Source organism: Synechococcus elongatus PCC 6301 (genome assembly GCF_000010065.1).
GTDB lineage: Bacteria > Cyanobacteriota > Cyanobacteriia > Synechococcales > Synechococcaceae > Synechococcus > Synechococcus elongatus.
Genome location: NC_006576.1, coordinates 1,468,749 through 1,494,573, shown reverse-complemented (window position 1 = coordinate 1,494,573; position 25,825 = coordinate 1,468,749). Strand labels below are relative to the sequence as shown.

The following is a 25,825-nucleotide window of genomic DNA, read 5'->3' as shown; positions in this document are numbered from 1 at the left end:
TCTCAACAACGGCGCGATCGCTGCTGTTCATGGCCATGCCCACCAGCCATTCCTTGCGCGGAGTTATAAGGCACGGTTGCGATGCTGGCCAACGAAAATTCTCTGCTGACGATGTTCCGGGAGTTGGGAAGCGGTAAGCTGCCCCTCCAGATTGAGCAGTTTGAGCGGGGTAAGACCATCTTTTTCCCGGGGGATCCGGCTGAACGGGTCTACCTGCTTGTCAAAGGAGCGGTCAAGCTCTCACGAGTCTATGAGTCGGGCGAAGAAATTACGGTGGCCCTGCTGCGTGAGAACAGCGTGTTTGGAGTGCTGTCGCTGCTGACAGGTCAGCGCTCCGATCGCTTCTACCATGCAGTGGCCTTTACGCCGGTTCAACTGTTTTCGGTGCCGATCGAGTTCATGCAGAAGGCGCTGATCGAACGGCCGGAACTGGCCAACGTGATGCTGCAGGGGCTGTCCTCGCGGATTCTGCAGACCGAAATGATGATCGAGACGCTTGCGCACCGCGATATGGGTTCTCGCTTGGTCAGCTTTTTGCTGATTCTCTGTCGCGACTTTGGCATCCCCAGCCCTGATGGCATCACCATCGATCTCAAGCTTTCCCACCAGGCAATTGCGGAAGCGATCGGCTCAACGCGGGTGACAGTGACGCGCTTGCTGGGTGACCTACGGGAATCAAAACTGATTGCGATTCACAAAAAGCGGATCACGGTCTTTAATCCGGTGGCGCTGAGTCAGCAGTTCAGCTAAATCTCACTCCAACTCAGGGATTCCGTTGCTGAGGCTCCCTATCGCCCCCATCATGGAGTGAACAGGTGTGAGGAGTCTGGCAGCGGCCCGACATGGTTTCCGGATACATTCTGGTTTTAGCGGTGCTGGTGCTGGGCGGCGTGATCGCGACGATTGGCGATCGCTTGGGCAGCAAAATTGGCAAGGCGCGCCTCAGTCTGTTCAACCTACGGCCTAAAGATACGGCCGTCGTAGTCACCATTTTGACGGGTGGCTTCATTTCGGCTTCCACCCTGGGCATTCTTTTCGCGACCAGTGCTCAGCTGCGGGCAGGGGTATTTGAGTTCAACCAGGTTCAGGATCGCCTGCGCCAAGCCCGCCAGGATCTCGAAACAGCGCGGCGCGACCTCGAAGCCAGCGCTGCCCAACGAGAGCAAGCCCGCCGCAGCCAACAGGAAGCGCAACGCCAGCTCGATCGCACGAATCAGCAGTTACGGGCGGCGGTAGAACAGCAGCGACAAACAGCGGTGCGGCTAGAGGACGTGGAAACGCGATCGGCGAGTTTGCGATCGGACTTGGTCAAGTTGCAGCAAGAACGCCAAGACTTGTTAGCTCAGCGCCAAGCCGTCCGCGACCAGATTGATCAGCTCAAAACTCAGCTGCAAAGCCGCGATCGCGAAGTCGCGAGCCGTGAAGCGCAACTGCGCGAGCTGGAGTCCAAACAGACCAGCTTGACTCGGGAAATTCAGCAACTGGAGCAAACGCTAATTGCTTTCCGGCGGGGCAATGTTGCCCTTACGCGGGGGCAAGTCTTGGTCAGCAAACTGGTGCAAATTCTGGCACCCCAGGGCACTCAAGAGGCGATCGACATGATCCTGCGCGAAGCCAATGTGGTGGCGGCTCAGGCGACGCGTCCTGGCATTCAAGAAGTGCGGGAACAGATCATTCAGATCCCCCAAGCGGAAGTTGATCGCTTGCGGGAACAACTGCGGACGGGCCGTCCGTTTGTGGTGCGGATTCTCTCAGCTGCCAACGTGGTGGTTGGTGAACCCCGCGTATTTGTCTTTTCGGATGCCACCCCCAATCAGCTGCTGCTGCCGGCTGGGCGTAGCATTGGCAGTACCTCCTTGGTCCCCAGCAGTCTCGATGCGGATGAACTGCGCCAGCGGATTAACCTCCTACTGACGGCGGCTCAGCTGCGGGCGCGCCAACAGGGGGTGTTGTCGGAGGTTCTAGAGATTGGCGATGGTCGGATTGAAACCCTGCTGCGCTTCTTATCTCAACTGCGCCAGACGCCTGGTGAGGTGACGATTGAGGTGGTGACCAGTGAGGCGATTTCCACGGCTGATGCCCTGCAGTTGGATCTCCGCGCCATCCAGAATGGTCAAGTCAAGTTCTCGACTGAGCCATGACCAGTGCTGCAGGATTGTGGATTGGCTTTGATCCGGGCCGTGATAAATGTGGTCTGGCCTTGATGGAAGCGCAGACTGGGCAGATACTGGAGCACCGGATCTTGGCCTCCGCTGAGGCGATCGCAGTGCTTGCCCAGCTTTTCCAAGCGCGATCGCCCCAACTGTTAGTCCTCGGCAACCAAACCACATCCCAGCAGTGGCAAGCTCAACTCAGTGCCCTGCCGAGTGCTCCGCCGATTGCCTTAGTAGATGAGCGCAATAGCACCCTCGAAGCCCGCGATCGCTACTGGCAGATGTATCCCGTGCGGGGCTGGCGACGCTTACTACCCCAGGGCTTACGGCAGCCGCCCCGCCCCGTGGATGATCTGGTCGCTATTCTGCTGCTGGAGCGCTACCGAAGGCAGCAGTCGTGCCGCAAGCGCGGTTAATGTTCTGTTCTAGAACAACGTTCGCGACGCCAATCACCTGGGTGGTGACTTGATTGACCAGTGGCTGCAGCAAAGCGTCTGTAAATTGATTGCCCAATGCTGCCGCCAGTGGATCGGACTCCTTCTGGAGTTCAGTGGTGAGTTGCTGGCGCACGGTTTCACCCACGACGCGACTGATCGTCGATTCCTGCTGCTTCAGCCAGACAGGACCGATACTGGTGCCAACTCCGAGCTTAGTCTCGCGCTCTAGGTTTTCAAGTAGTTGACTTGCCAACTGTTGCTGCTGCGGATCGGTAATTTCGCGGGCGATCGCCGCTTTGGCTTCAGGCAAAGCGCCCGGCAAAAGAATTAAGCCAGCGCGATCGGGATTGCAGGCATAGAGGAGACGCCGTTCTTGACTCGCTTCAGTGCCAGAGGAATTGGCCTGTAACTGGAAAGGTGCTAGCACTGGCCGGTAGTAAACCCAGCCTGCTGCTGCTGTCCCCCCAATGGCGATCGCAATCACCGCGATCGTGCCTTTCAACCAGCCCATAGATCCTCCCTTGGCTGTGGTTGGCTTCAGTCTGCCATTCTCACTAGTGGACGCCAGAATTGGGGTAAAAGTTGGGATCAACTTCACGATTGCTGAACAGCCAGCGAGCTTTGTAGCCAGTACTATTGCATTCTTTAATCTATATAGGACAGTTCGCCGAAGATGATAATCTTCTGGAACAAGGAGCTTAAGCCCCTTATTTTCTATCTTGTAAATGTCTCAACTGAAACAATAGTTACAATACCTGCTTCAACTGCTTCTTAGATCGACTGCATCGACCGCACAAATCGCTGGAGTTGCCGACTTTCTAATTCCAAAACCCGTCGAGCAAAATCTGGATCATGATCAAGAAAGTCATCAAAGGCATCGACAGAAATGGCAAGAATTCGAGTCCTCTCACTGTCAGCCACGATCGTATTCTCTGACTTGCTATGGGCTAAAACTTCCAACTCATCTAGAGTTTGACCTGGATGCAGCTGTTCAATTCGAACCTCAGCTCCAGTTTGATAATGAACGTTGGCATGCCCTTCAATTAACAGTAGTAACTCTCGACAGGTGTCTCCTGCTTCGGTGATGAGATCTCCCTTGCTATAAGTTCTCACTTCCGCGCGATCGGCAAGAGCAATGAGCGTCTCACTTTGCATGCGGTGGAAGAAATCGCTATTGAAGAGGTAAACCACTCGCTCCAGCATTGGGAAGTCGGTCAGGGATGGATGAGCAGAGGCATTTGATGGCAATGCTAATAGCTGCTCAAGGGTGGCTTTCACCAGTGGGGAGTTGAACGGGTGACGCTGATCACGCGCGATCGCTTGACTCCGCTCTGGATCCAATTGGGCGATGACGTAGAGCGCCGCCGCCTGAATCATGGGATTCTGATCCAGAAGCAAAGTTTCTAGGTGCCCGAGCGTTGCCTGAGCCGAAAATTCTAGGGAACAGAAAACAGGCATTTCACCGGGCTGGGTCAGGCATTGCAAAATTGCTGCGGGTAAGCGATCGCTCCAGTGCCCTTGGTCTAAAACCTCCCCTAAAATTGCTGGTGACGCCTGTTGTAAACGTTGAGCTAAGCCCAACGCAGCCGGATCGGATTGCAGCAGTCCTAGGGTTTCTAAAATCGATCGCACGATCAATTCCTTTTTATGGCTGATGTTCTCCCGTAATAGGGTCAGGACAGCCTTGTGATCATAGAGAACTGGCTGATTGAGGACACGATAGCAATCGATTAATTGAGATAACTGTGCGAGCAGAAACTCTGCTCTTTTAACACTGCTGGCATTGCCTGCAAGCCCACTCAAAATCCACTCTTCATCTTGAGATGTAATTGAGTACTGACGGCGCAGCGATCGAATTGTTGCTGAATCCTGTAAGGATCCGGGATCCAATGAGCCCTGAGCTACTTGTTTGCTTTGCAGGAGCAGTAACCGTTCCAGTGATTTGCGATAACCACTAAGGCGAATCTGATTCTCAAGGCTGCGTTGGCGATCAGGATTGAGTAGGCTAGGATCCTCAATTCCAACTTCCTCGAGGACGATGCGGTGCTCATCATCCGTAATGCCTAGCTCCTGACGCATTTGCTGCAAAACTTCTAGGCTGCTGGAATAGTTGATGTAGCCTTCTTCTAAGGCCTCTCGGACTACGCCTTTGTAAGCTTGATGTCGCTTCTCACGAGTAAATCCAGGCAGTACCTTAGCCAAGATATAGACTTCGTGAGTGTTGAGATCGTTGAGGGTTCGACCCTCGAGGAACTGCGATACATTGAGCTGTAGCTTTTCTAGTTGCTTGCGGAATCGATTGGCTAAATTTTCACGGGAATAAAGATCAGGACTGCGCCGCCAAGTTTTGTAGAGCCAAAGTGTACTCAGTGTCACTAATCCCAGATCGTAGAGATATTGCACAGCCCAGGGAAAGAGCTGAATAAGAGGACGTCCGCCAAAGATAAAAAAGAAATTGAAGATACCAAAGGTGCAGAGAGTAAAAATACGATGGCGAATCGTCTCCAGTGATAATTCTTTTGGATGTCGTCGATAGTAAGACTTTGCACGCTTCTCTAGCCACCGCCCCCCTCCATAAGCGATCGCTGTACAGATCCCCAGGATAAGAGGAACAGCGATGATTTTGGGAACATTGATGGCTTGACCGAATAGGTAAATTCCTGGGTCAAAGAGTGAGGTCAGCTGGTCTGTCTGTCGTAGCCACGCTCCAGAGAAGTAATAGTTCCAGTTGCCAGCATAGAGATAGTAATAGCCGAAATAGCCAATCACTAAGCCTACATAGCCATAGCGAATGAAGCCAGTTTCAGGTTTGCTTAAACTATTCCAGTAGTTGCGTTCAGCATCAATATCAATGCAGGGATTTTGACAGGCAACGCAGGCACTCTGTTCCTGACCATCTGGCAAGAAAGTGCGGCACATTGACTGTGTAATCAGCTGCTCACTGGTGTGAGCTTTGCTGCCTAATAATCCCCCTGGCTCACTGTAAATAGACTGAACAGGTGCCATCGGGCAGAAATATTGGCACCAAGACTTGCCGCCGTACCAGTAGCCCACTGCGATCGCGGCTGCCACGGTCGATAACAACCAGCCTGCTAGGACGAGGCGATCGGCATTGAAAAACAAAATTCGGCCACATAAGCCGATAAATAACCAGCTGAATTGAACGTAGGGATAATTGCGGCCTAACCAAGAATCCGAGCGAACCTTGGCGAGCTCATAGCGAACCATACCAGTCTTTTTATTCTCCCTTCTAAATTGTCGCTGCCATCCGAGAGACCGAGGAATTTGAGATAAGAATGAAAGAGGACAAATCCGTCGCCAAAGCTCATGACCAAACACGAGTAAAATAAAGATACTAGCAGGAACGATCGCACCCCAAAAGAGTGTTGTTCCTAAAGGATAGGGTTGCTCTGATAAGCAATTTCCTTGGACTTGGATACAGCTCTCAGAGAGCCGGAGTGGACTCCAAGGATGATCAGGAGTCGTGAGTTTTGCCGTCCAAGGGTCATAAAAGAGAGAGGCAATAATGAGGAGCCAACCCACTGTTAATATCCAGCGGATCCAATGCATTCGCCGCTCTGGCAGTTGTGACAACATAAACAGACCCTTGCGCTTCTCTGGTCTTCAGCAATTGTGAGCGGAAGACGATCTCAGTCTGCCATTGGTTTTCTCTAGGCTGAGTCAATAGCAAAACCTAGGGCGATCGCGCCTGCAACCGCAGTAGTGCTGGCCAAGATCATCCCCTGCTGAAAACTTTTGATATGCAGCTTTGGCTCAAGGCCAGCTGCGGCCCTTCTGTCTCTGTTTCAGTCCTTACGGGCTTCAGTCAGCCTGAAGCAGATGCTGAGCCCCTGCTTGCCCTGAGGCGATCGCGCCGGCGACGAAGGTACTACCACCGATCGATTGCTCAGGAATCGTCGCGGGCTCACCGCCAGAGCACCAGTCCCCGCCACAAACGCCACGATCGCCCAGCCGTAGCACTAGGTCAGCCACAGAAGTCTGGGGCAAGGCATAGCGCCAGCGATGCACCTGTAGCGATCGCGCCGACAGGAGTGGCATTGCCAAATCTGTAGCCGCTTCTTGGAGAAGCGCTTGACCGGCTTTGCCCAAGTCAACATCGTCAAAATGAGCCTCAGCCCAGGCTGCGCTGCTGTGCAGGACACAAACACTTTCAGAAGGCTGCTGCCGCTTACTGCTGTCGAGCCCTAGCCAGCGCCAGTTCCGTCCTGAAGCCGCGATCGCCCGGCCTGTTGTGGCCGCTGCGGGGCCCGTCAAAATGTGATCGCCGTAGGTTGCAATCACTGTGATGCAAGGGTCGTAACTTACGCTGGCAAGAGTCGGAGGTTGCCATTCAGATGGAACTAACACCTCTGCCTGAGGCGCTGGCACAAAGAGGCCAAGGTAACGGGCCGTGTAACGATCGCCCTGCTCAGTCTGAACGCACCAGCGATCGCCCTGCCAAGTCACTTGGTTGACCTGTCGCTGGATCTCAATGCTGAGGCCTTCGCCATAAGCGCGAGCCAAGCCGCTCAATCCAGCCGGAGCCATCCACTGGGTCGGTAGCGATCGCGGCTCTAGTTGACCGTGACTATAGTGCCAATGGTCTGCCTGCCAGAGTTCCAGCAACCCGCGATCGCGGCCGAGTGCAATCAGCGAGTCGACAGACGACCACCCCTCAGCCAGCGCTGGCAAGCCATGTTCTGCAAACCCACCCAACTCCAATCGTCGTCGTGCTGCCCGACCGCCCCAGCCCCGCGACTTTTCCAAGACTTGCACCGACCAACCTGCAGCCTGTAGCGATCGCGCACAGGTGAGCCCAGCCCAGCCAGCCCCCACCACGATCGCGTTTAGGGTTTCCAGCGACTCACTCACAGCGATCTCCTTGCAGTCTTGTCTCTGGCAGAATTATCGACTAAGCCCTTGCCCAGCCTAGGCAGAAACCGGCCTGCCCCTTGGAACGGATGGCCCCGATCGCTAAGATGGTTGGGCAGCTCATCCCTTGCGGAGACAAGCCCTGTGCAGGAACTGCAAATGGCGCTCAGCTTGGCCACCGAGGAAGAACTGCACGAAATTACGGCGGTCCTCTTTCAACCGAAATTCAACCCTTGGGATTACTGGCGAACGCCGCGTCCGCTTGAGGTGGCGGCTCAGGAACCAGCCGTTTGGCGCCAGAGTATTGAACAACGCTTTCGCTTCCTGGCGGCGGATGGGATCACTGTGCTGAAGGGCGGCTGGCAGCAGCTGAGCTATCACCAAGTTCTGATCCAGATTTGCAAACACCAGAAGTTGCCCTATCAGCAGGCTTGGAGCAGCTTAGAGTTAGAGTCTGAAATCTTTCTCCGCTTGGCAGAACGGCTCCGGCGTCAGTTGCCTGCCGAACGCGGACAAGCCCTCTGCGATCGCCTCCAGCGGGCCTTAGCTCAATCACCCGCCGCAACCCGCTGGCCAGAGCTTCTTAATCATGAGACGGTACGACTCTGGCTGGAAGGCAGTAGTGCGATCGCCATCAATAGTGTGCTGCGGCCCTGGCTACTCCAACAATTGAGTCGCCAACTCGCCCTCGAAATCGCCCGCTATCAACTAGCGCGAACCACCTGCCAACAACTCGGCGCCTTGGGTTTACATTGGCCCGGACAACTGGCACTCCAGGGTGCAAGACGGGCAGTGCTGGGCCATACGATGCGCTATGGGGCTATGCGTTCAACCCTCGCGATTTTAGGACCGGCTCTCTGGGGCTGGTTCCTCGCGGATCTCGGTTGGCGGGCGATCGCTACCAACTATGGACGAGTCATCCCGGTGGTCTTTACCCTGGCCCAAATTCGCTTGATTCGGAGTGAGGTACTCGCTTGCGTATAGGGTCGATCCTGCGCCAGGCATCGGCAGAAGCTCTGGCAACGACAGGCATCTTAGCGGGTGTTACCCTCGCGCCGTATAGCCCCATCTTGGCGGGCCTAGCCGTTGTGCCTGCCTTGGGTTGGAGTAGTTGGCAGCAGCGATCGCAGCTCTTAAAGTCGCCCCTCAATCAAGCGCTGTTAGCGTTAAGTGGACTGCTGCTGCTCAGTGCCCTAGTGGGGACTTCCGGTTCCCTACGCTGGCTAGGACTCGCCAACTTCCTACCCTTCTTTTGGCTGTTGGCGGTGGCTCCGGCTCTCTTGCTCAAGCCGTCGGTTTTGCGATCGCTGTTGTGGATTCTCGCGATCGGATCGATTCCAGTCTGCTGCATTGGCTATCTGCAGCTCTATGCCAATTTGGGCTTTAGTCTCAAGCTCGGCATCATTCACTGGGTTGTCGATGCAGGGGGACGCGCTTCAGGGCGGATGGATGCCTTCTTTGGCTATCCCAACTGGCTGGCGGCCTATTTGCTCATGCCTTGGACTGCAGCCCTTGGTTTTTGGGGCGAAAGTTTGTCGCAACGCCGCTGGCGGCGCTGGCTAGGCCTATCTCTCCTTCTCAGTCTGCTGGGGGGATGTCTGCTACTGACTGATTCGCGAAACGCCTGGATTGTGGCTGGGGCGATCGCCTTAGTTCTGGCTCTCTATGAAGGTCTGAAATGGCTGGTTTGGGGCGGCATCGGCTACGCGATCGCTATTCTCTGGGCAGCCTTTGGGCCGACTGGACGCGTTCGCCTTCGCCAATGGATTCCAGCCTTTTTCTGGGCGCGCTTCAGTGGTGATAAGTTTGCCGATATTCCGCGATCGCCAGCGGAGTCTCGCTTGCACCAGTGGCAGTTTGCTTGGCAAATGACTGAGGCTCGCCCTTGGCTGGGCTGGGGCTCCCATAGTTTTACTCAGCAGTATGAAACGGCGACTCAAGTCTGGCTGGGGCATCCCCACAACTTGGTCCTGATGTTTAGCGCAGAATTTGGTCTGCCGGCTACCCTTCTCTTCCTCGGCATTCTGGGCAGCATCCTGGGTCGCGCACTATGGATTTTTCTGCGCTGGTCTGTCCAAGCTCCGAGCGATCGCCAGGATCAACGCCTGCTGCTCACGCTGCTGCTGGCCTGCCTTGGGTGCGCCATTTTCAACACGGCGGATGTCACGGTCTTTGATGTCCGCAACAACCTGCTCAGTTGGATTGTGCTGGCGGCTCTGCAAGCGGCAACGACTACCTTTGCGACTCAGCGATCGCCGGGTTTACGGGCCCAAAGCGCCTGAAGGCTGCCGCCGCTGTAGAGTTTTTCTTCGATTGGCCCAAAGCCGATCGCCTGGAGTTGCGCGATCAAGTCCGACTGGACGAGTTGCCAAGCTGTCTCGGTTTCAAACAGCTCAATGAAGAGGACGATCGCCGGCCAAAACAGCGGGTTGTGAGGGCGGTGCAAATCGAGAATTGCTAGGGTTCCGGCTGGCTTGAGGACCCGCCATGCTTCCTGCAAAATTTGCTGCCGCTGCTCGGGCGTCATCTCATGCAGCGCCACACTGATCTGAATCAGGTCAAAACGATTGGCTGCAAAGGGCATCGCCTCTGCCTGAGCCACTACGTAACTCGCCTGCGGTGTCAGGGCTTGGGCGCGTGCGATCGCGGTTGCCGCTGCATCCAGCCCAACCACGTTATCAAAACGCTGACAGAGCGCTGCCGTGGTCACCCCACCCCCACAGCAAAGGTCGAGGACCTGCGCCGATCGCGGTAGCGTCAGAGGCTCAATCAAGATTTGACGGAGTCGTTGAGGCCCTCCCACCGGCACCGACGAGATTGCGGTCACGGTGTCGTAGAGCCAAGCGTAGCGGTAGCTGAGCGGACGAAGAATGCTGGTCATTCGGTTCTCTTCAGGCTTGGATATTGTCTTTGCTCTCAGAAGCAGAGATTCCTGCTAGGCGAAGAAGCCAAGCTGTTGGTTGGCTGGTTGCGGTGATGCTTCGGGTGAACCCTTGGGCTGCTTCTTACCACGCTTGCTGGGAGTGGCTGACTGCCCGCCGACGCCTTGGAGCGATATCCCAGATTTGGCATCGCGATCGCGCCAACGAGCCAAGGTATCAGCCACGGCACGTTGCTGGTCGCGGCGACCAATCCAGCGCTGATAGGTGCGGGTATGAATTGCGATCGAGTGCCCCATCATTTTGGCGGCCACTGCGTCTGGTAGCCCCAGGTGAATAGTGCGAACTGCCCAAGCATGGCGCAGGTCGTAGGGTGAAAAGGGCAAGTTATAGCGGCGGAATTGCTGAGTGACGCGCTGGCCAATCCGTTGCAGGGTCGTCTGGTTGAGATCCGTTGCGATCGCAGGTAGTTGAATTCGACGCAGGTCAAACTGCTCCACCCAATCCGGCAAAAATGGCCAAACATCATGCTCGCCCGTTTTAGTCGTGCTCAGCACTCGGAGGACGGCTTCGGGATCGCCTTGAGTCAGGGCAGAGTAATCCGCAAAGAAAACCTCATGGTTGCGTAAGCCGTAGGTCGCCATTACCCCGAAGACAAAGCGCCAAGCGGGGTTGGGAATGCGATCGAAGGCTTGCAGAATCTCTGCATCACTAGGGAGCTGGCGAGGTTGCAGGGTTTGCGCACCGTAGCTGAGGCGCGATCGCGGGAGTTCTGGCAAATCGAGATCCAGCCAAGCCGCAAAGGCTTTCAGTGCCGTTATGCAGAGCTGCGCACTGCGGCTGTTGGCAGGGTAGCTCGCCAAAGTTGCGAGGAGTTGATCGCTGAGAGCCTCGCGGGGCTGTTGCTGGGCGATCGCCTGCAGACGCCGGAGGTAGGGCTGATAGGCCGATCGCCAAGTGGTTTCAGTTGAGGCAGGGCGTTGCGATCGCTGGGGGTCTTGAAAAAACTGCTGCTCAAACTGCCAGATCGCTGCTGCTAAGTCCTCGGACTTGAGGCGAGGTTCCCGCGACCAGACTAGATAGGGCGTCCAGTCAAAACGATCCTGCAGCAGCAGCCCCGCCACAATCTTGAGCTGTCGTTCTGCTTCGCGCAAACCGGCTGCTGTGGGCGGCAATCCCAGACTGAGCCGCTGTTGATGGGGGCGATCGCGATCGCTGCCCGGTTTGGGGGGAAACTGACCGCGCAGTCCCAAACAATCGCCCCGCTGTTCAATGCGCAACCGCAGCCCCGCTAAGCGAAATCGCTCGTTGGCTTGGGCGATTGCAGTCGCAATCTCAAAGGCAGAACGACGGGAACGCGGCATGCGGCGTAGCAGAAGTCTTGCCGCACTCTAGCAGGCAGTTTCGAGCAAAGCGAAAGAGCCTGTTAGGATCAGGGGCATTGCAGCGACGGCAGGAAAGCACTATGGGGCGCGTCGGCGTCTTGCTACTCAACCTCGGCGGTCCCGAACGCCTAGAGGATGTTGGCCCCTTTCTGTACAACCTCTTTGCCGATCCCGAGATCATTCGCCTGCCATTTCCTTGGCTGCAAAAGCCGCTGGCTTGGCTAATCTCGAGTTTGCGAACCCGCAAATCGCAAGAGAATTACAAGCAAATTGGCGGGGGGTCACCTCTGCGCCGCATTACCGAAGAGCAGGCCACAGCCCTGCGTCAATCCCTGAGCGATCGCGGTCAAGCCGCTCAGGTCTACATCGGTATGCGCTACTGGCATCCCTTCACTGAAGAGGCGATCGCCCAGATTAAGGCCGACGGCATTGACCGCTTGGTGATCCTGCCGCTTTATCCGCAGTTCTCGATCAGTACCAGCGGCTCCAGCTTCCGCCTGCTACAGCGGCTGCGCGATCGAGATCCCGAATTCCAAAAGATTGACTGCTCAGTCGTACCCTCTTGGTATGAGCGATCGGGCTATCTGCAGGCCATGGCCGAGCTGATTGCCCAGGAACTCGACAAACTCGAGCAACCGGAACAGGGCCACGTCTTCTTCAGTGCCCACGGGGTGCCAGTCAGCTACGTCGAGGAAGCTGGCGATCCCTACCAGCGGGAAATCGAAGATTGCACCCGCAAGATCATGGAAACCTTGGGGCGTTCGAACCCTTGGACCTTGGCCTATCAAAGTCGAGTCGGTCCCGTCGAGTGGCTGCAGCCCTACACCGAGGACGCGCTCGAAGAGCTTGCAGAGAGAGGGGTCAAGGATCTGGTTGTGGTGCCGATCAGCTTCGTGTCGGAGCACATCGAAACCCTCGAAGAGATTGACATCGAGTACCGAGAAATCGCTGAAGAAGCGGGCATTGAACGCTTCCTGCGGGTGCCGGCCCTCAATACCCATCCCTTGTTCATTCAAGATCTGAGCGATCTAGTGGAGCAAACCTTAGAGCAGCCGCGCTTCCGCCTTGAAGATGTCACCTTGCTGCCCAAAAAAGTAAAGCTCTACCCCCAAGAACGGTGGGAGTGGGGGATTACCCTCAATGCCGAGGTCTGGAATGGTCGGATTGCCATGCTTGGCTTCCTCGCTTTGCTTGTGGAGCTCCTGACGGGCCGCGGGCCGCTGCATGCCTTGGGGTTGCTCTAGCGGCGTCGTACCCATCCCGCGTGATTGCTAGCCAGTTCCACCACCAGCCGCTAACCTGAGGAAGGTTTGAAGCCTGACGAAGGTGTTAGCGGCTGTTTTCTGGCGGCCGCAGGTGTGAGTGCTGAGGAGAGCAGACCATGAAGCGATCGCTGCGGCGATTGAAGCTGGGCCATTGGAAAGTCCTAGCGATCGGCGTTGGCTTGGCCCTGGGGCTATCGCGCCAAATCGTCGAAGCTCAGTCGGTTGATTTTGCCTACGCCAGTCTGTGGCAGAGCGCTTCCTTCCCCGTTGAGAACTTTCAAGCCTACACCGGCCGGTTTGGGGAGCCTCGACCCAACGGTAATGGCGGTACGCGGCCGCACTTGGGACTCGATATTGCGGCTCCCGAAGGAAGCTACATCCGCAACTGGTGGGGGGGGCGTGTCATTGAGGTTTCCGATGACAGCGCCTGCGGTACCTCGGTCGTGATCGCTTCCGGCAGCTACATCCACATCTATTGCCACATGATGGGGCGCGTCGAGCAAATCAATGGTCAGCGAGCCATGGTCGATCGTGCTGGTGGTTTGGTGATTCCTGAGGGTTACACGATCCAGACTGGACAGCGGATAGGTCGGATTGGGATGACTGGCCGTACCACTGGGCCGCATTTGCACTGGGGCATGCGCTACAACGAGCAGTGGATTGATCCGGGTGCCATTCTGCAGGCGATGTACTCTGCTCAACGGATTTCTCAGCGTTAAGAGCCGAGTTGCTGAGTAATTGCAAACTTTTAATAGCCTGTTGCCTCTATCACAAAATTGAGAATGGCAGCCTCGGATTTTGATGGCAAAATAAAGGTCTAGAATTGCAGCCTAGACTACAGGTCGTTCCTCGTCGCGATCGCCGCTTTCAGTTTTTAGAAAGTCACGCTCTGCAGACAACAGACCCAAGCGCTCTGGGCTACTCCCACCGACCAGTCCATTAGATCCGCCAATCGGGAGAGGTTCGCTGTGCAACTGCAGACGGTCACCATTCAACAGCGTGCGACCGGTGCTTATGCGCTGATTGATAGTCTCTGTCAGCACGGAGTTAAGCACATCTTTGGCTATCCAGGTGGGGCAATCCTGCCCATCTACGACGAGCTGCATCGGGCTGAGGCGGCTGGCCGTGTTCAACATATTTTGGTACGCCACGAGCAGGGTGCAGTCCATGCGGCAGATGCCTACTCGCGAGCCACGGGTGAAGTCGGGGTTTGCTTTGCGACTTCTGGTCCTGGTGCAACCAATCTCGTAACCGGGATTGCTACGGCCCAGATGGACTCGATCCCGATGGTGGTGGTGACGGGGCAGGTGCCTCGCACGGCGATCGGAACCGACGCTTTCCAAGAGACAGACATCTACGGCATCACGCTACCAATCGTCAAACACTCCTACGTGGTGCGCGATCCACGGGACATGGCGCGGATTGTGGCGGAAGCCTTCCACATTGCCCAATCGGGTCGTCCTGGCCCTGTCTTGATCGATGTGCCCAAGGATGTCGGCACTGAGGAATTTGATTATGTGCCTGTGGCTCCGGGGGATATTCGACTGCCGGGCTATCGTCCGACAACTCGGGGCAACCCACGTCAGATTGCTCAGGCGATCGCTCTTGTGAGAGTAGCCCGTCGGCCCTTGCTCTACGTTGGTGGCGGCGCAATTACGGCCGGCGCCCATGCGGAGCTGCGGGCCTTTGCAGAGCGCTTCCAACTGCCGGTAACAACGACTCTGATGGGCAAAGGGGCCTTTGATGAGCGGCACCCCTTGGCGCTTGGCATGCTGGGGATGCACGGCACGGCCTATGCCAACTTCGCCGTCAGCGAATGTGATCTGCTGATTGCGGTGGGTGCCCGCTTTGACGATCGTGTCACGGGCAAACTGGATGAGTTCGCCTCCAAAGCGCAAGTTATTCACGTTGATATCGATCCGGCCGAAGTCGGTAAAAACCGCGTGCCGGAAGTGCCAATCGTGGGCGATGTCCGCCAGGTGCTGAATGAGCTTCTGGCGCGTGCCGAAGAGCAAATCAGCGCCGATGATGCGACTCGAACTCAGCCTTGGCTCGATCGCATTGCCTACTGGAAGCGGGAATATCCTCTGCAGATTCCCTACTACGCTGATGTGCTCTCACCCCAACAAGTGATTCACAGTTTGGGAGAAGCAGCACCGGATGCTTACTTCACCACGGATGTGGGTCAGCACCAAATGTGGGCTGCTCAGTTCATCAAGAATGGTCCCCGTCGTTGGATCTCTAGTGCAGGTCTCGGTACGATGGGCTTTGGTATGCCGGCCGCTATGGGAGCACAAATGGCTCTGCCGGATGACACCGTCATCTGTGTGGCTGGGGATGCCAGCATCCTGATGAATATTCAGGAGCTGGGGACCCTAGCGCAGTACAACATCCCGATCAAGGTCGTTGTTGTCAATAATGGCTGGCAGGGGATGGTGCGCCAGTGGCAAGAAGCGTTCTACGACGAGCGCTATTCCAACTCCAACATGGAGCGGGGCATGCCCGACTTTGTGAAACTGGCAGAAGCCTTTGGTATCAAAGGGATGCGCGTTAGTCATCCAGACGAGCTGCAAGCAGCGATCGCTGAAATGTTGGCCTTTGATGGGCCGGTGTTCTTGGATGCGATCGTCAAGAGGGATGAAAACTGTTATCCGATGGTGCCCTCTGGTCACAGCAATGCGCAGATGCTGGGCTTGCCCAAGGACCCGACGCTGGATTTGGATTTGGCGATCGCGACCTGTTCGAGCTGCGGCGCGAAAACCCTGCCCAGCCACAAGTTCTGTCCGGACTGCGGCGCTAAGCTCTAGAGCTGCTTTTTAGGCAGTCTTCAGGAGACCCACCGAACCAGTTTTGGTGGGTCTTTTGCTTGGGGATGTCATGCAATGATGCGCCCGAACACGATCCTGGCCCAGCCTGACTGCAAGGCCGTCAGTTTAGGAAGCGCTACTCCCCTCGCTACCGAGGCTGTGCAGTCGCTGCCAGAGAGGATGGCGGGCACCCACCGCCAAAATGCGATCGAGCTGACGCTGGAGACGGCGATCGCGGCGTTGGGGCCAACAGCGATCGACCAGAATGCCTAGCAAACTGGTCAGACAGACGATCAGCACTAGCCAAGTCAACAGATGGTAGAGCATGGCATAGCGTAGTGCTGCCCAGGTAAATTGCTCCGCCATCAGCAGCCATTCAGCCCTTAGATCCCAGAGGCTCCAAAGCAATCCTAGGCTAGCTAGCCAAATTCTGGGCTGTTGGCGACGCCGCCGCCAAACCCTCAGAAACTGGATCTGGCGATTGCGAAGTGCTGAAGACGAAGTGTCTGTCTTAGGTTTCAGCATTGATGGGTTGCGGCGATTGGGGCGTGCGTTTACGCCACCAACCTAGCAGGGTACTGGCGATGAAAATGCTCGAATAGGCTCCTAAAACAAACCCGACGATCAAGGCAAGGGCAAAGTTCTGGAGTGTCGCTCCGCCAAAGATATAGATCGAGATGAGGGGTAACAGGGTAGTTAGGGTTGTATTGATTGATCGCCCTAGGGTTTGGTTGACCGAGAGATCGACGATTTCGTCGATGTCGTCTTCTGGGAAAAGGCTATTCGTTTCGCGGATGCGATCGTAGATGACCACCGTGTCGTTGACCGAGAAGCCGGTAATTGTCAGCAAAGCAACAATGAACAAACTGTCCGCTTCATAGCCAGCGAGGATACCCAACCAAGCGAATACCCCAGCCGTGATAAACACGTCGTGGAAGAGCGCCAGAATGGCTAGCAGAGCATAGTCGCGCTGAAACCGGAAGTTCAGGTAGACCAAGATGCCGGCGAAGGATACCAGCAGTGCTAAAAGGCCTGAGCTGAGGAGCTGCTGACCCAGGACTGGGCCAACTGTGTCGATTTGGGTCTGCTGGGGGTCAAAGGGGCCAAACTGCTCACTTAGTTTGTTCTGGAGCTGAGTCCGCGCCTCAGGGCTCAAGTCCCCCGTGCTGATCACAAAGCCCTGTTGTTCTTGGCCGATGACTTGCACGTTGCTGCGCTCCAGTCCTGCCGACGTCAGAACCTCCCGAATCGCTCCTGCTTCGAGCCGGCGATCGCATTGCGCTTTTGTACAGTCGCGCTCGAGCTGCAGACGAGTACCCCCGACAAAATCCAAGCCGGGGCGCACGGGACCGCCAAACTGCAGCCACGAGGTTGCCATGCCCGCAATGCTGACGATGACCAGAATGGCGGAAATCCACCACCAACGCCGACGCTGAGCCGTGAGTTGTAACGTCATGGTTCACCCTCAGGATTTGGTTGCAGACAGACGGCGGTCGAACAGTTGCGGCTTGCGCAGGGCTGGATAGGCGATCGCTAGGAACATCAGCGTCCGGCTACAGGTAATCGCCGTGAACATGCTGACCATCACCCCGATCGCTAGTGTCAGTGCAAAGCCCTTGACCAAGCCGCTGCTCAGCCAAAACAGTGCACCACAGGCGATCAGCGTCGTGACATTACTGTCCAAGATGCTGCTAAAGGCTCGATAGAAGCCGGATTCCACAGAGCGATAGAGCGACTTACCGGCCCGCAACTCCTCGCGAGTCCGCTCAAAGATTAAGACGTTGGCGTCCACGGCCATGCCGATGCTTAGCAGGAAACCCGCAATGCCCGGTAGGGTTAAGGTCACGCCCAGCAGATCAAAGGCCGCCAGCGATAGCAGAGCGTAGATCGCCAAAGAGATATCGGCAATCAAGCCCGGTAGCTGGTAGTAGGCCACCATGAAAATGAGGACGAGGAGCAAGCCGCCAATGCCGGCGTAGATGCTGCGTTGGATGCTGTCTCGACCGAGGGTGGCACCGACGGTGCGGTTTTCGACGATTTCAACCGGCAGGGGCAGTGCGCCGCCCCGTAACTGAATTGCCAGATCCTCTGCCTGCTCGGTCGTAAAGCGGCCAGTAATGACGGCGCTGCCTCCGGTGATCCCAGTTTGGGCAAACTCTGGCCCAACCACTGGCGCACTGATCAAGACACCATCCAAGAAAATGCCGATGCTGCGACCGGTGCCCGCCAAATTTTTGGTCAGCGCTGCAAACTGGTCACCGCCCTCGGTATCGAAGCGTAGGGCCACTTCCCAGGTATTCCCCGTCTGAGTGGGCTGAGCGAGGGCATCCTTCAGGGATTTGCCAGTGATTTGGGCAGGGCCAAAAAACTTGGCAAGTTCTACCTGCGATCGCTCAAGGGTTTGCTCCAGCTCCGCAACCTTGGTCGGATCGCCATTGCGTCGCTCGATCTCTAGGGCGCCTCGCGCTTGGGAGACGAGCTGCTGCAGCGGTGTCACCTGCGCTTCGGTTCCCGGATTTTGCTCCCGGAATTCCAGCTGAGCCGTTCCGCCAAGCACCCGTTCTGCTTGTTCGGGATTGCTGACGCCCGGCAGTTGAACCAAGATCTTGTCGCTGCCAGCGGTTTGGATCACCGCTTCCGACACACCCAGCCCGTTGACCCGATTTTCGATCACGCGCTGAACGGCTTCAAGCTCGCGATCGCCCACTGAGGGGATTTCGGCTGTGGGCTTAACCAGAATGGTTAACTGCGAGCCCCCTTGGAGATCGAGACCGAGGCGAATCGGGAGCTGCACCAAGACAAAGATGGCAGCGGCTACCAAGGCCAGAATTAAGATCAGCGGACTCTGCTGTTTTCCCATGATGTTTCTGAATACGGCAGATCGGCGATCGCTAGCCTAGACCTTAGCAGACAAGAGATCTTTGACAGCAGCCACAATTTGCTCGGGCTGCACGATCGTCAGGTTTTCTAGCTTGCCGTTGTAGGGCGTGGGGATGTCCTGTGATGACAGACGCACTACCGGCGCATCCAGTTCATCAAAGCAGCGCTCCATGATGGCTGCCGACAGCTCCGCTGCAATACCGCCTGTCTTCATGCATTCTTCAACGATGACGACGCGGTGGGTTTTGCGCACCGATGCTTCGATCGCTTCAAAGTCGAAGGGCTTGAGCGAAATCAAGTCGATCACTTCCGGATCAAAGCCCTCTTTTTCCAGTGTCTTCACCGCCTGCAGACAGTGGTAGCGCATGCGGGAGTAGGTGAGGACTGTGACATCCTTGCCGGGACGGACGATTTCCGCCTTATCGAGCGGGCAGATGTACTCTTCGTCGGGCAGGTCTTCTTTGAGGTTGTAAAGCAGCACGTGCTCGAAGAACAGCACGGGGTTGTTGTCGCGGATGGCCGCTTTCAGAAGACCTTTGGCATTGCAGGGCGTCGAACAGGCCACAATCTTTAGGCCGGGCACTGCGTGGAAGTAGGCTTCCGACCGTTGCGAGTGTTCTGCCCCAAGTTGGCGACCGACGCCACCAGGACCGCGGAAGACGATCGGAATCGTGAAGTTACCGCCGGAGGTGTAGCGGAGCATCGCGTTGTTGGCGACTTGGTTGAAGGCCAAGAGCAAGAAGCCCATGTTCATGCCTTCCACAATCGGCCGCAGGCCGGTCATGGCTGCACCGACAGCCATCCCTGTGAAGCCATTCTCGGCGATCGGCGTGTCGAGCAACCGAAAGTCGCCGTACTTTTGGTAGAGGTCTTTGGTGACTTTATAAGAACCGCCGTAATGACCCACGTCCTCTCCGAGGACAAGAACATTGGGGTCACGAGCCATTTCTTCATCGATTGCAGCCCGTAGGGCGTTGAACATGAAGGTTTCGGCCATGGGTTCCTCGAAGGCGGCAAAGTCTGCGCAATCTTAGAATGATAGCCGGTTGCCTTCAGGCTCGGATAGCGATCGTCCTAGCCGCCCTTGGCAAAAGTCCCCAGAATTAACACTGATAGCAGCAGCCCCGGCGACAGAAAGAGAATGAGCAGGCCGAGGTCGCTGTAGGTCAAAGCAGTCATAGTGCAAGCGCTTCCATCGTTTGCTTTCAGCCTAGCGATCCCCTCGCCGACTGGCTGCCAATCGTTACATTTGAGACGTTGTGGCGTTCCTGGGCTGCTCCGATGCTGGCTGAACTCTTTTTTAACGGTGCCAATTTGGCTGTCTTGCCCTTTTGGCTCTTGTTGATTGGGCGACCTCGCTGGACTTGGACCCAGCGGATTATCAACTCGCCCTACCCATTCGCAGTCCTCGCGATCGCCTATCTCTTCTTGCTGGTGACCGCTGTTTCGCCAGAATCTGCCGCTGCCCTAGCCAGCCCCAAGCTAGCTGATATTGCTCAGGCCTTCGCCGACCCGGGCGTGACCGCAGCGGGTTGGATTCACTTTGTCGTGCTGGATCTGTTTGTGGGGCGATGGGTGGCCCAAACCGCAGCCGAGAAACCGGGCCTTCCCGTGCGTCACTCCTTGGTTCTCTGCTTATTTGCCGGCCCACTCGGACTACTCAGCCACCTGATCACCCAAGCGATTTGGCAGTGGTGGCAACAGCGGCAAGCTGCCTCAACCACAACGGCCTAGCTTTGGGCTTTGCGTAAACCTTGCAGCCCGACTTGAATACCAAGTAGGAGCAAGCCCAACGCCACAATTCCAAAAATGCCAGTCGCCAGTGCACCCATGCCGACGATGAGCGTTCGTACCGCGACCGCAATGTTTTGGGCAAAGGCGTTGCCGGTCGGCAGAGGCTTGGCGGCAAAACTACTGGCGATCGACACCGTCAGGAAGTAGGCGCCTACCGCGATCGCCCCTGATACTGCCGAACCACTCCAACAGCTCAGTGGCGTTGGTGGTGGATTGCCAGCGGGCGTTTCAGCCGGTCGGGTCTGCTGCTCTTCACTCATGAATCGGGCGATCGCCAAACAAAACTAGCTCTAGTCTCGCTGAAAACCGAGGCAGTAACGCGGCTCTCAGGAGTGGGGTCATCGCGCCATACTCAACGTTAAGAGACGGGGATCGGCGCATGGTGGATCTGTACTTACAGCGGCTCCTAGCTGTCACCTCCTTTTGGGTGGAGTGCCTAGCTTAGTCTTGGGAATCGGGATCGCCAGTACCAATCCCGCAGCATGGGGTTATAGCCGCGAACAACAGGAGGCTAGCATCATTCTGTTTGGCGGCGGCGGTTTGGTCGCGACAAGCGCGGGAAGCTTACTAGAACTAAACTTTCGCAAACAGCGGCAGCTGCGCCAACGGCAACGTTTGCAGCGGTTTCTGCATGGTTTAATTCGCGAGTCCCAGGGAAGTTTGGGGGTGATTGAGTGGGTGACTTGTGCCAGTGCCCGCGTGCCTTGGCCCACGGAGGAGTTGAAATCCTTCTTGAAGACCGAAGCTCTGCTGCTCAATGCGGAAGTCAGCTCGGATGAGCTGGGCAACATCCGCTATCGCTTTCCTTTTGATCCGCAGCGGCAAGAACAGCAACAGCAACTGCGCCGCCTGCTGCATGACCTCATTCAACAGAATCAGGGTCGCGTCAGTTTGGTGGATTGGGTGACCCAAGCCAGTGCTTTGGTGACTTGGCCGACGGCGGATCTCCGAGCTTTTCTGGAAGCGGAAGCTAGCCTCCTTGAAGCAAGTCCTGAAGTGGTGGATAACAATGCCTTGTACTACTGCTTTCAGCCAACAGCATTGCCCACGGCCCCTCCTTCGGCCTCAGCGTAGTTGGCAGGGTTGCCTGTAGCGGTCTGTAAGCAGGTTAGGACGACTGGGTTTTGGATGGACTCTGTCCGCAAGGGTGATTGCGCACCCCCACCGCGCGCACTATGGAGAACTTGCCTTCCCCCAACCCCCGCAACAAGAGTTCGGATGAGACTGATCGGTGAAGCAGCGATCGCTACGGGTAAAACTAGCTGGTATTGACCACCGGTTAGCGCCTCATCAGCTAAGGCAAAAACGTTCTAACCTCTCTGCTCAATGCCGATCGCCTGAAGGACTCGCGATCGCTCAATCCGCGTCTACTAAGGCTCAATCGAAGAGGAAATCTAGCCACCAGACGGGCAGCTTAGGGAGATGATCGCTAGTGATGGGGATCAGGGGCAAGTCCGGCAAAGCCGGCACTGTATAGGTGTCGATGTAGGTATCGACTCGAATCAGATCGAGAGAGTGCTCACTGTGGGGCTGCGGTTCTGAGGAGAAGCAAATCGTGGCAGCTTGGGGCTGGCGATCAGTGGGCATCACTGCCTTGAGCAGGAGGTCAAAGTGAGAGATGCCGTCGCTATCGGTCCAATAGGCCCCGTTCCAGAGAAATGACAACTGATAAATTTGTTGGTCACTGTTAGGCGCTGTTGCGTGTTTCATGATCGACCTCTCCCCAAGCAGGGGGTGAGACAGTGCTGAGGGTTCCCGCAACTGAATCCCGATAGTTGCATCCTAGCGCTGGGATTCCGGCGATCGCGCTTGCTCAAGCTTTGACGATCGTGCCACGGTAGAACTGTTGCTCTAGGCCAAAACCATGACGGATGCTGCTCTGCCTCCTTTAATTCAGCAGATGTTGCAGCCTGAGTTTTATCCGCATGTGGTCGAAGCCCCAGTCCAGCTTTATCAAACGCACTGCTCCTACGTTCTGCTGACTGGTCCCTATGCTTACAAGCTGAAAAAACCGGTTTATTTTGGCTTTTTAGATTATTCAACACTCGAAAAGCGCCAGCATTTTCTCCAGGAAGAACTGCGGCTCAATCAACGGACTGCTGCCCCGCTTTATCAGCAAGTCTTGGCAATTTCACAAGCCGGCGATCGCTATCAGTTTGCTGAAACAGAGCCAGCCGCTGAATATGTGTTGCAGATGAAGCAGTTTCCCAAGGGCTGCTTATTTTCGGAACAATTTGAGTCTGGTCAGCTCGATGCTAGCGTGATGCGGCAATTGGCAGCGGTCGTTGCTGAGTTTCATACTAAAACCTGGGTTGATGACCATGTCCGCAGCTACGGTCAAGTTGCCCAGATCCGCAAAGCATTTGATGAGAACTATCAGCAGACTCTGCACTATATCGGCGGTCCACAGACTCAGGCTCAATTTGACACAACCAAAGCCTTTAGCGATCGCTTCTTTGATACGAAAGCTGACCTATTTGCAGCGCGGCTGGCTGCTGACAAAATCCGGGAATGCCATGGCGATCTGCATTTAGGCAATCTCTGCCGTTGGGACAATCAACTCTTCCTCTTTGACTGCATTGAGTTCAATGAGCCATTTCGCTTTGTCGACACCATGTACGACATCGCCTTCTTGGTCATGGACTTGGATGCGCGGGGACGCCAAGATTTAGGCACAGCTTTTCTCAATGCCTATGCTGAAATGAGTGGCGATTGGGAAGGGCTACAGGTTTTGCCCCTGTATTTGAGTCGTCAAGCCTATGTCCGCGCAAAAGTCACTTCGTTTCTGTTAGATGATCCAGCAATTGACAGCGATCGCCGGCAACAGGCGTTTGATCAAGCGGCTGCTTACTATCAGTTAGCTCATGCCTATGCCCAGCCGGCTCAGCAGGGAGAATTGCTGCTCCTCAGTGGTCTTTCGGGCTCGGGTAAGTCCACCCTAGGACGCACGATCGCGGAACGGCAGAGAGCCATCATTTTGCGATCGGACGCTGTCCGCAAGCATTTGGCGGGTATCTCGCTCTTGGAACGGGGCGGGCCTGAGATCTACAGCCCTGAAATGAGCGATCGCACTTATGGTCGCCTCCTGTACCTAGGACTGGGCCTCGCTCAAGCGGGCTATCGCGTCATACTCGATGCGAAATACGACCGACAAGCCTATCGAGGGGCTGCCCTAACAGCAGCTCAGGCTCAACAAATTCCGATTCAGATTCTGCATTGCCAAGCTTCGGAAGAAACGTTGCGGCAACGACTGCAAGCCCGCCAAGGGGATATCGCAGATGCAACTGCTGATTTACTCGCTCAGCAACTTACTGCTTGGCAAGACTTTAGTGAAGATGAGCAAGGATTCGTGCGAGCGATCGCGACGGAAAAGCCTCTGACTCAGCAACTGGACGCTTTGGGTTTTTAGAAGCATTCTGCTTCCCAAGCTAAGAGCTGTTGTTTGCGATCGCGCCCCCAGCGACAGCCCCCTAATTCCCCCGACTGTCGAACGACGCGATGGCAGGGAATGAGGTAGGCGATCGGATTTTTACCAACTGCATTGCCAACTGCACGGGCAGCCTTGGGTCGTCCGATCGCGACTGCTAAGGCTTGATAGGTCGTGGTGGCTCCCCGAGGAATCTGCAGCAGCGATTGCCAGACTTGCTGTTGTAAGACTGTGCTACGTACATGCAGACAGAGTGGGTCTGGATCCTTGGCTGCATGGCAAAAGAGTTGCTGGGCGATCGCGATCGTTGCAGTCGGCTGATCCTCGATATCTGCCTTTGGCCAAGTTGCTTGGACATATTGCCGCGCTTCAGTAGGACTCAGCCTGTCAAACAGCTCCAGCTGACAAATACCGATTGCAGTCTTGGCAATCAAACAGTCCCCGAAGAGAGTGCGGTGTATTCCGTAGATCAGTTGCTCGCTCTGCGCCGATTCCGAAGGGGGCTGCCAATGAATTCTTAACCCTGTGGATTCCATCCGTGCATCAACCGACCCACGTCAGTTTGCGATTCAGCCAGAAGTTCCAGAGCGTCACAACCGCGATCGCTACCCAATTCGATGGCAGATAGTGCAGCTTCAGTCCTTCCACCAAAAGGCTAAGAATGAGCAGATTTAAGAAAATACCCAACGAGCAAATCAGATTGAACTTGAGGAAGCGACGAGGCCAATAGCGGCGCTGGCTACCCCGGGCCAAATCCCCAAATGTCCAGAATTCATTGAAGACAAAGTTATTGAGAATTGCGACCTCAGCCGCTATGAACTTACTGAGGAGCAAGGGCCAGCCCAAGCGACTGGGATCGTGCAAGAGATAGAGGACAACACTGTCGACGATGACGCCCGTGGCCCCCGCCCCAACAAATTTGAGGAAACGAGCACTTTCCCAGCGCTGGAGTCGCAGGCTGCAGAGGTGCTGGAGGTAGTGCCAATATTCCCGCGCCGTGACCTTGCTCTCGCCTTGGCTGCGCTCGCGGAAGATAAACCCTACCTCTCGAATCTGTCGAATCTGTCCCTTGGCAATGACTTCCAGCAGAATTTTGTAGCCGCGGGGTTGCAAACTGGGCAGATCCAGCCGCGATCGCCGCACCATAAAGTAGCCACTCATAGGGTCGCTGACCCGTCCCAGCACCTCAGGCAAAATCAGCAGGCCCAGCAGCTGTGCCCCCCGTGAACCCAACCGCCGCCAGACGCTCCAATCACTGACGCCGCCGCCAGAGACATTCCGACTCGCCACAGCTAAGTCAGCCCCAGCTTGCATAGTCTGGATCAAGGCCAGCAGCGTTTCCGGCGGGTGTTGGAGATCACCGTCGATCACCCCGAGAATTTCTCCCTGTGCCCGCTGCCAACCGTAGACTACGGCTGTCGCCAAACCGCGATCACCTTGGCGACGCAACACGGTCAGCATCGGTAGCTTTGGCTGAAGCTGTTCAGCTAAAGCCCAGGTGCGATCGGGGCTGTCATCATCCACCACAATCAGTTCATAGCGATCGGCTAAGGCGCGATCGAGTAGCTCATTCAGCTGCAGCAACAGGGGCTGAATATTTTCCGCTTCGTTAAAGGTCGGAATGACCAAGGATAGAAAGGGCAACGCCAACCACTGGGGCTCCGACGCAAACTGCTGCCCAGCATACGAGGCGATCGCCCCTCTCGACAAATTGCTCAGAGAGCCGCTAGGACAGTTTCGCTATTCCACCTCAATGATGTCCAAGACGCGATCGCAAGGGCACTGCACTGAGCCCGCATCCAGCCTCGGTCTTGTGCTGCCCCCATCTCCACGGCCTGAACAATTCAGGTGTTGTCTGCTCGGCACAACTGATCCGCAGACCACAATCGCGTTAGACTCCAACAACCTTTATCAAGGCATGGATCC

General features: G+C 56.1%; 24 protein-coding genes. 11 read left to right on the top strand and 13 right to left on the bottom strand.

The window, feature by feature from the left end:
- Positions 1 to 81 precede the first annotated feature (81 nt).
- The 3 genes from ntcA to SYC_RS07295 all read left to right on the top strand — a co-directional run bounded on the left by ntcA (position 82) and on the right by SYC_RS07295 (position 2,569).
- Positions 82 to 750: a global nitrogen regulator NtcA gene (ntcA, locus tag SYC_RS07305; protein WP_011243689.1), complete on the top strand. Its 669-nt coding sequence runs from the start codon at positions 82 to 84 to the stop codon at positions 748 to 750.
- Positions 751 to 842: 92 nt separating this feature from the next.
- A complete protein-coding gene (locus SYC_RS07300; protein ID WP_011243688.1) occupies positions 843 to 2,141 on the top strand; it encodes a DUF3084 domain-containing protein in 1,299 nt (432 codons plus the stop codon).
- Positions 2,138 to 2,569: a pre-16S rRNA-processing nuclease YqgF gene (locus SYC_RS07295; protein WP_011243687.1), complete on the top strand. Its 432-nt coding sequence runs from the start codon at positions 2,138 to 2,140 to the stop codon at positions 2,567 to 2,569. The genes SYC_RS07300 and SYC_RS07295 overlap by 4 nt, the downstream gene beginning before the upstream one ends.
- Here the strand turns inward: SYC_RS07295 and SYC_RS07290 are convergent.
- The 3 genes from SYC_RS07290 to SYC_RS07280 all read right to left on the bottom strand — a co-directional run bounded on the left by SYC_RS07290 (position 2,514) and on the right by SYC_RS07280 (position 7,462).
- The gene (locus tag SYC_RS07290; RefSeq protein WP_011377455.1) at positions 2,514 to 3,101 is read right to left on the bottom strand and encodes a hypothetical protein; all 588 of its coding nucleotides are present in this window, start codon (positions 3,099 to 3,101) and stop codon (positions 2,514 to 2,516) included. The two genes, SYC_RS07295 and SYC_RS07290, sit on opposite strands and share 56 nt — an antisense overlap.
- Positions 3,102 to 3,361: 260 nt before the next feature.
- Positions 3,362 to 5,818 carry a cyclic nucleotide-binding domain-containing protein gene (locus tag SYC_RS07285; protein ID WP_234701755.1) on the bottom strand — a complete coding sequence of 819 codons (2,457 nt, stop codon included), beginning with the start codon at positions 5,816 to 5,818 and terminating at the stop codon, positions 3,362 to 3,364.
- A 594-nt stretch (positions 5,819 to 6,412) separates the two neighbouring features.
- Positions 6,413 to 7,462 carry an NAD(P)/FAD-dependent oxidoreductase gene (locus tag SYC_RS07280; protein ID WP_011243685.1) on the bottom strand — a complete coding sequence of 350 codons (1,050 nt, stop codon included), beginning with the start codon at positions 7,460 to 7,462 and terminating at the stop codon, positions 6,413 to 6,415.
- A 144-nt stretch (positions 7,463 to 7,606) separates the two neighbouring features.
- Between SYC_RS07280 and SYC_RS07275 the strand changes: the two genes are divergently transcribed.
- The gene (locus SYC_RS07275) at positions 7,607 to 8,446 is read left to right on the top strand and encodes a YaaW family protein (RefSeq protein WP_011243684.1); all 840 of its coding nucleotides are present in this window, start codon (positions 7,607 to 7,609) and stop codon (positions 8,444 to 8,446) included.
- On the top strand, positions 8,437 to 9,744 hold the full coding sequence (locus SYC_RS07270; protein WP_041676997.1) for an O-antigen ligase family protein: 1,308 nt from the start codon (positions 8,437 to 8,439) through the stop codon (positions 9,742 to 9,744). The genes SYC_RS07275 and SYC_RS07270 overlap by 10 nt, the downstream gene beginning before the upstream one ends.
- Here the strand turns inward: SYC_RS07270 and SYC_RS07265 are convergent.
- On the bottom strand, positions 9,708 to 10,343 hold the full coding sequence (locus SYC_RS07265) for a class I SAM-dependent methyltransferase (protein ID WP_011243682.1): 636 nt from the start codon (positions 10,341 to 10,343) through the stop codon (positions 9,708 to 9,710). The genes SYC_RS07270 and SYC_RS07265 overlap by 37 nt on opposite strands.
- Positions 10,344 to 10,397: 54 nt before the next feature.
- Positions 10,398 to 11,705 (bottom strand): site-specific integrase, encoded by a 1,308-nt coding sequence (locus SYC_RS07260; protein WP_011243681.1) that lies wholly within the window; start codon positions 11,703 to 11,705, stop codon positions 10,398 to 10,400.
- A 101-nt stretch (positions 11,706 to 11,806) separates the two neighbouring features.
- Here SYC_RS07260 and hemH point away from each other — a divergent pair, with 101 nt between their 5' ends.
- From hemH to ilvB, 3 genes are all read left to right on the top strand, one after another.
- Positions 11,807 to 12,970 carry a ferrochelatase gene (gene hemH / locus SYC_RS07255; RefSeq protein ID WP_011243680.1) on the top strand — a complete coding sequence of 388 codons (1,164 nt, stop codon included), beginning with the start codon at positions 11,807 to 11,809 and terminating at the stop codon, positions 12,968 to 12,970.
- 137 nt (positions 12,971 to 13,107) lie between these two features.
- Positions 13,108 to 13,710: a M23 family metallopeptidase gene (locus tag SYC_RS07250; RefSeq protein ID WP_011243679.1), complete on the top strand. Its 603-nt coding sequence runs from the start codon at positions 13,108 to 13,110 to the stop codon at positions 13,708 to 13,710.
- Positions 13,711 to 13,959: 249 nt separating this feature from the next.
- Entirely contained in the window at positions 13,960 to 15,798 is a 1,839-nt protein-coding gene (ilvB, locus tag SYC_RS07245; protein WP_011243678.1) for a biosynthetic-type acetolactate synthase large subunit, read from the top strand.
- A gap of 126 nt (positions 15,799 to 15,924) precedes the next feature.
- Here ilvB and SYC_RS14095 read toward each other — a convergent pair whose 3' ends face one another.
- From SYC_RS14095 to SYC_RS07225, 4 genes are all read right to left on the bottom strand, one after another.
- Positions 15,925 to 16,164 carry a hypothetical protein gene (locus SYC_RS14095; RefSeq protein ID WP_231621365.1) on the bottom strand — a complete coding sequence of 80 codons (240 nt, stop codon included), beginning with the start codon at positions 16,162 to 16,164 and terminating at the stop codon, positions 15,925 to 15,927.
- Between the two features lie 145 nt (positions 16,165 to 16,309).
- Positions 16,310 to 17,254 carry a protein translocase subunit SecF gene (secF, locus tag SYC_RS07235; RefSeq protein ID WP_011243676.1) on the bottom strand — a complete coding sequence of 315 codons (945 nt, stop codon included), beginning with the start codon at positions 17,252 to 17,254 and terminating at the stop codon, positions 16,310 to 16,312.
- Positions 17,255 to 17,263: 9 nt separating this feature from the next.
- Positions 17,264 to 18,658 (bottom strand): protein translocase subunit SecD, encoded by a 1,395-nt coding sequence (gene secD, locus SYC_RS07230; RefSeq protein ID WP_011243675.1) that lies wholly within the window; start codon positions 18,656 to 18,658, stop codon positions 17,264 to 17,266.
- A gap of 36 nt (positions 18,659 to 18,694) precedes the next feature.
- Positions 18,695 to 19,675: an alpha-ketoacid dehydrogenase subunit beta gene (locus tag SYC_RS07225; RefSeq protein ID WP_011243674.1), complete on the bottom strand. Its 981-nt coding sequence runs from the start codon at positions 19,673 to 19,675 to the stop codon at positions 18,695 to 18,697.
- A gap of 284 nt (positions 19,676 to 19,959) precedes the next feature.
- On the opposite strand from SYC_RS07225, the gene SYC_RS07220 reads away from it, so the two are divergent.
- On the top strand, positions 19,960 to 20,412 hold the full coding sequence (locus tag SYC_RS07220) for an ABA4-like family protein (protein WP_011243673.1): 453 nt from the start codon (positions 19,960 to 19,962) through the stop codon (positions 20,410 to 20,412).
- Here the strand turns inward: SYC_RS07220 and SYC_RS07215 are convergent.
- Positions 20,409 to 20,732, bottom strand: coding sequence for a DUF3082 domain-containing protein (locus tag SYC_RS07215; RefSeq protein ID WP_011243672.1), 324 nt, complete (start codon positions 20,730 to 20,732; stop codon positions 20,409 to 20,411). The genes SYC_RS07220 and SYC_RS07215 overlap by 4 nt on opposite strands.
- Before the next feature lie 172 nt (positions 20,733 to 20,904).
- Between SYC_RS07215 and SYC_RS07210 the strand changes: the two genes are divergently transcribed.
- Positions 20,905 to 21,546 carry a hypothetical protein gene (locus SYC_RS07210; RefSeq protein ID WP_011243671.1) on the top strand — a complete coding sequence of 214 codons (642 nt, stop codon included), beginning with the start codon at positions 20,905 to 20,907 and terminating at the stop codon, positions 21,544 to 21,546.
- A 303-nt stretch (positions 21,547 to 21,849) separates the two neighbouring features.
- Here the strand turns inward: SYC_RS07210 and SYC_RS07205 are convergent, their stop codons facing one another.
- Positions 21,850 to 22,182 carry a hypothetical protein gene (locus tag SYC_RS07205; protein WP_011243670.1) on the bottom strand — a complete coding sequence of 111 codons (333 nt, stop codon included), beginning with the start codon at positions 22,180 to 22,182 and terminating at the stop codon, positions 21,850 to 21,852.
- Between the two features lie 154 nt (positions 22,183 to 22,336).
- On the opposite strand from SYC_RS07205, the gene SYC_RS07200 reads away from it, so the two are divergent.
- On the top strand, positions 22,337 to 23,881 hold the full coding sequence (locus SYC_RS07200) for an AAA family ATPase (RefSeq protein WP_011243669.1): 1,545 nt from the start codon (positions 22,337 to 22,339) through the stop codon (positions 23,879 to 23,881).
- Here the strand turns inward: SYC_RS07200 and SYC_RS07195 are convergent.
- Complete coding sequence (locus SYC_RS07195) at positions 23,878 to 24,435, bottom strand: methylated-DNA--[protein]-cysteine S-methyltransferase (protein WP_011243668.1); 558 nt, start codon at positions 24,433 to 24,435, stop codon at positions 23,878 to 23,880. The genes SYC_RS07200 and SYC_RS07195 overlap by 4 nt on opposite strands.
- Before the next feature lie 7 nt (positions 24,436 to 24,442).
- On the bottom strand, positions 24,443 to 25,543 hold the full coding sequence (locus SYC_RS07190; RefSeq protein ID WP_234701754.1) for a glycosyltransferase: 1,101 nt from the start codon (positions 25,541 to 25,543) through the stop codon (positions 24,443 to 24,445).
- Positions 25,544 to 25,825: the final 282 nt, after the last annotated feature.

What these genes read in the sequence shown, in the direction of transcription:
- SYC_RS07215 (WP_011243672.1), bottom strand. Translation starts at nt 20,732, where the DNA reads ATGAGTGAAGAGCAGCAGACCCGACCGGCTGAAACGCCCGCTGGCAAT.
- SYC_RS07225 (WP_011243674.1), bottom strand. Translation starts at nt 19,675, where the DNA reads ATGGCCGAAACCTTCATGTTCAACGCCCTACGGGCTGCAATCGATGAA.
- SYC_RS07220 (WP_011243673.1), top strand. Translation starts at nt 19,960, where the DNA reads ATGCTGGCTGAACTCTTTTTTAACGGTGCCAATTTGGCTGTCTTGCCC.
- ntcA (WP_011243689.1), top strand. Translation starts at nt 82, where the DNA reads ATGCTGGCCAACGAAAATTCTCTGCTGACGATGTTCCGGGAGTTGGGA.
- SYC_RS07200 (WP_011243669.1), top strand. Translation starts at nt 22,337, where the DNA reads ATGACGGATGCTGCTCTGCCTCCTTTAATTCAGCAGATGTTGCAGCCT.
- secD (WP_011243675.1), bottom strand. Translation starts at nt 18,658, where the DNA reads ATGGGAAAACAGCAGAGTCCGCTGATCTTAATTCTGGCCTTGGTAGCC.
- SYC_RS07290 (WP_011377455.1), bottom strand. Translation starts at nt 3,101, where the DNA reads ATGGGCTGGTTGAAAGGCACGATCGCGGTGATTGCGATCGCCATTGGG.
- SYC_RS07265 (WP_011243682.1), bottom strand. Translation starts at nt 10,343, where the DNA reads ATGACCAGCATTCTTCGTCCGCTCAGCTACCGCTACGCTTGGCTCTAC.
- SYC_RS07285 (WP_234701755.1), bottom strand. Translation starts at nt 5,818, where the DNA reads ATGGTTCGCTATGAGCTCGCCAAGGTTCGCTCGGATTCTTGGTTAGGC.
- SYC_RS07195 (WP_011243668.1), bottom strand. Translation starts at nt 24,435, where the DNA reads ATGGAATCCACAGGGTTAAGAATTCATTGGCAGCCCCCTTCGGAATCG.
- SYC_RS07300 (WP_011243688.1), top strand. Translation starts at nt 843, where the DNA reads ATGGTTTCCGGATACATTCTGGTTTTAGCGGTGCTGGTGCTGGGCGGC.
- SYC_RS07260 (WP_011243681.1), bottom strand. Translation starts at nt 11,705, where the DNA reads ATGCCGCGTTCCCGTCGTTCTGCCTTTGAGATTGCGACTGCAATCGCC.
- secF (WP_011243676.1), bottom strand. Translation starts at nt 17,254, where the DNA reads ATGACGTTACAACTCACGGCTCAGCGTCGGCGTTGGTGGTGGATTTCC.
- hemH (WP_011243680.1), top strand. Translation starts at nt 11,807, where the DNA reads ATGGGGCGCGTCGGCGTCTTGCTACTCAACCTCGGCGGTCCCGAACGC.
- SYC_RS07295 (WP_011243687.1), top strand. Translation starts at nt 2,138, where the DNA reads ATGACCAGTGCTGCAGGATTGTGGATTGGCTTTGATCCGGGCCGTGAT.
- SYC_RS07205 (WP_011243670.1), bottom strand. Translation starts at nt 22,182, where the DNA reads ATGAAACACGCAACAGCGCCTAACAGTGACCAACAAATTTATCAGTTG.
- SYC_RS07250 (WP_011243679.1), top strand. Translation starts at nt 13,108, where the DNA reads ATGAAGCGATCGCTGCGGCGATTGAAGCTGGGCCATTGGAAAGTCCTA.
- SYC_RS14095 (WP_231621365.1), bottom strand. Translation starts at nt 16,164, where the DNA reads ATGGCGGAGCAATTTACCTGGGCAGCACTACGCTATGCCATGCTCTAC.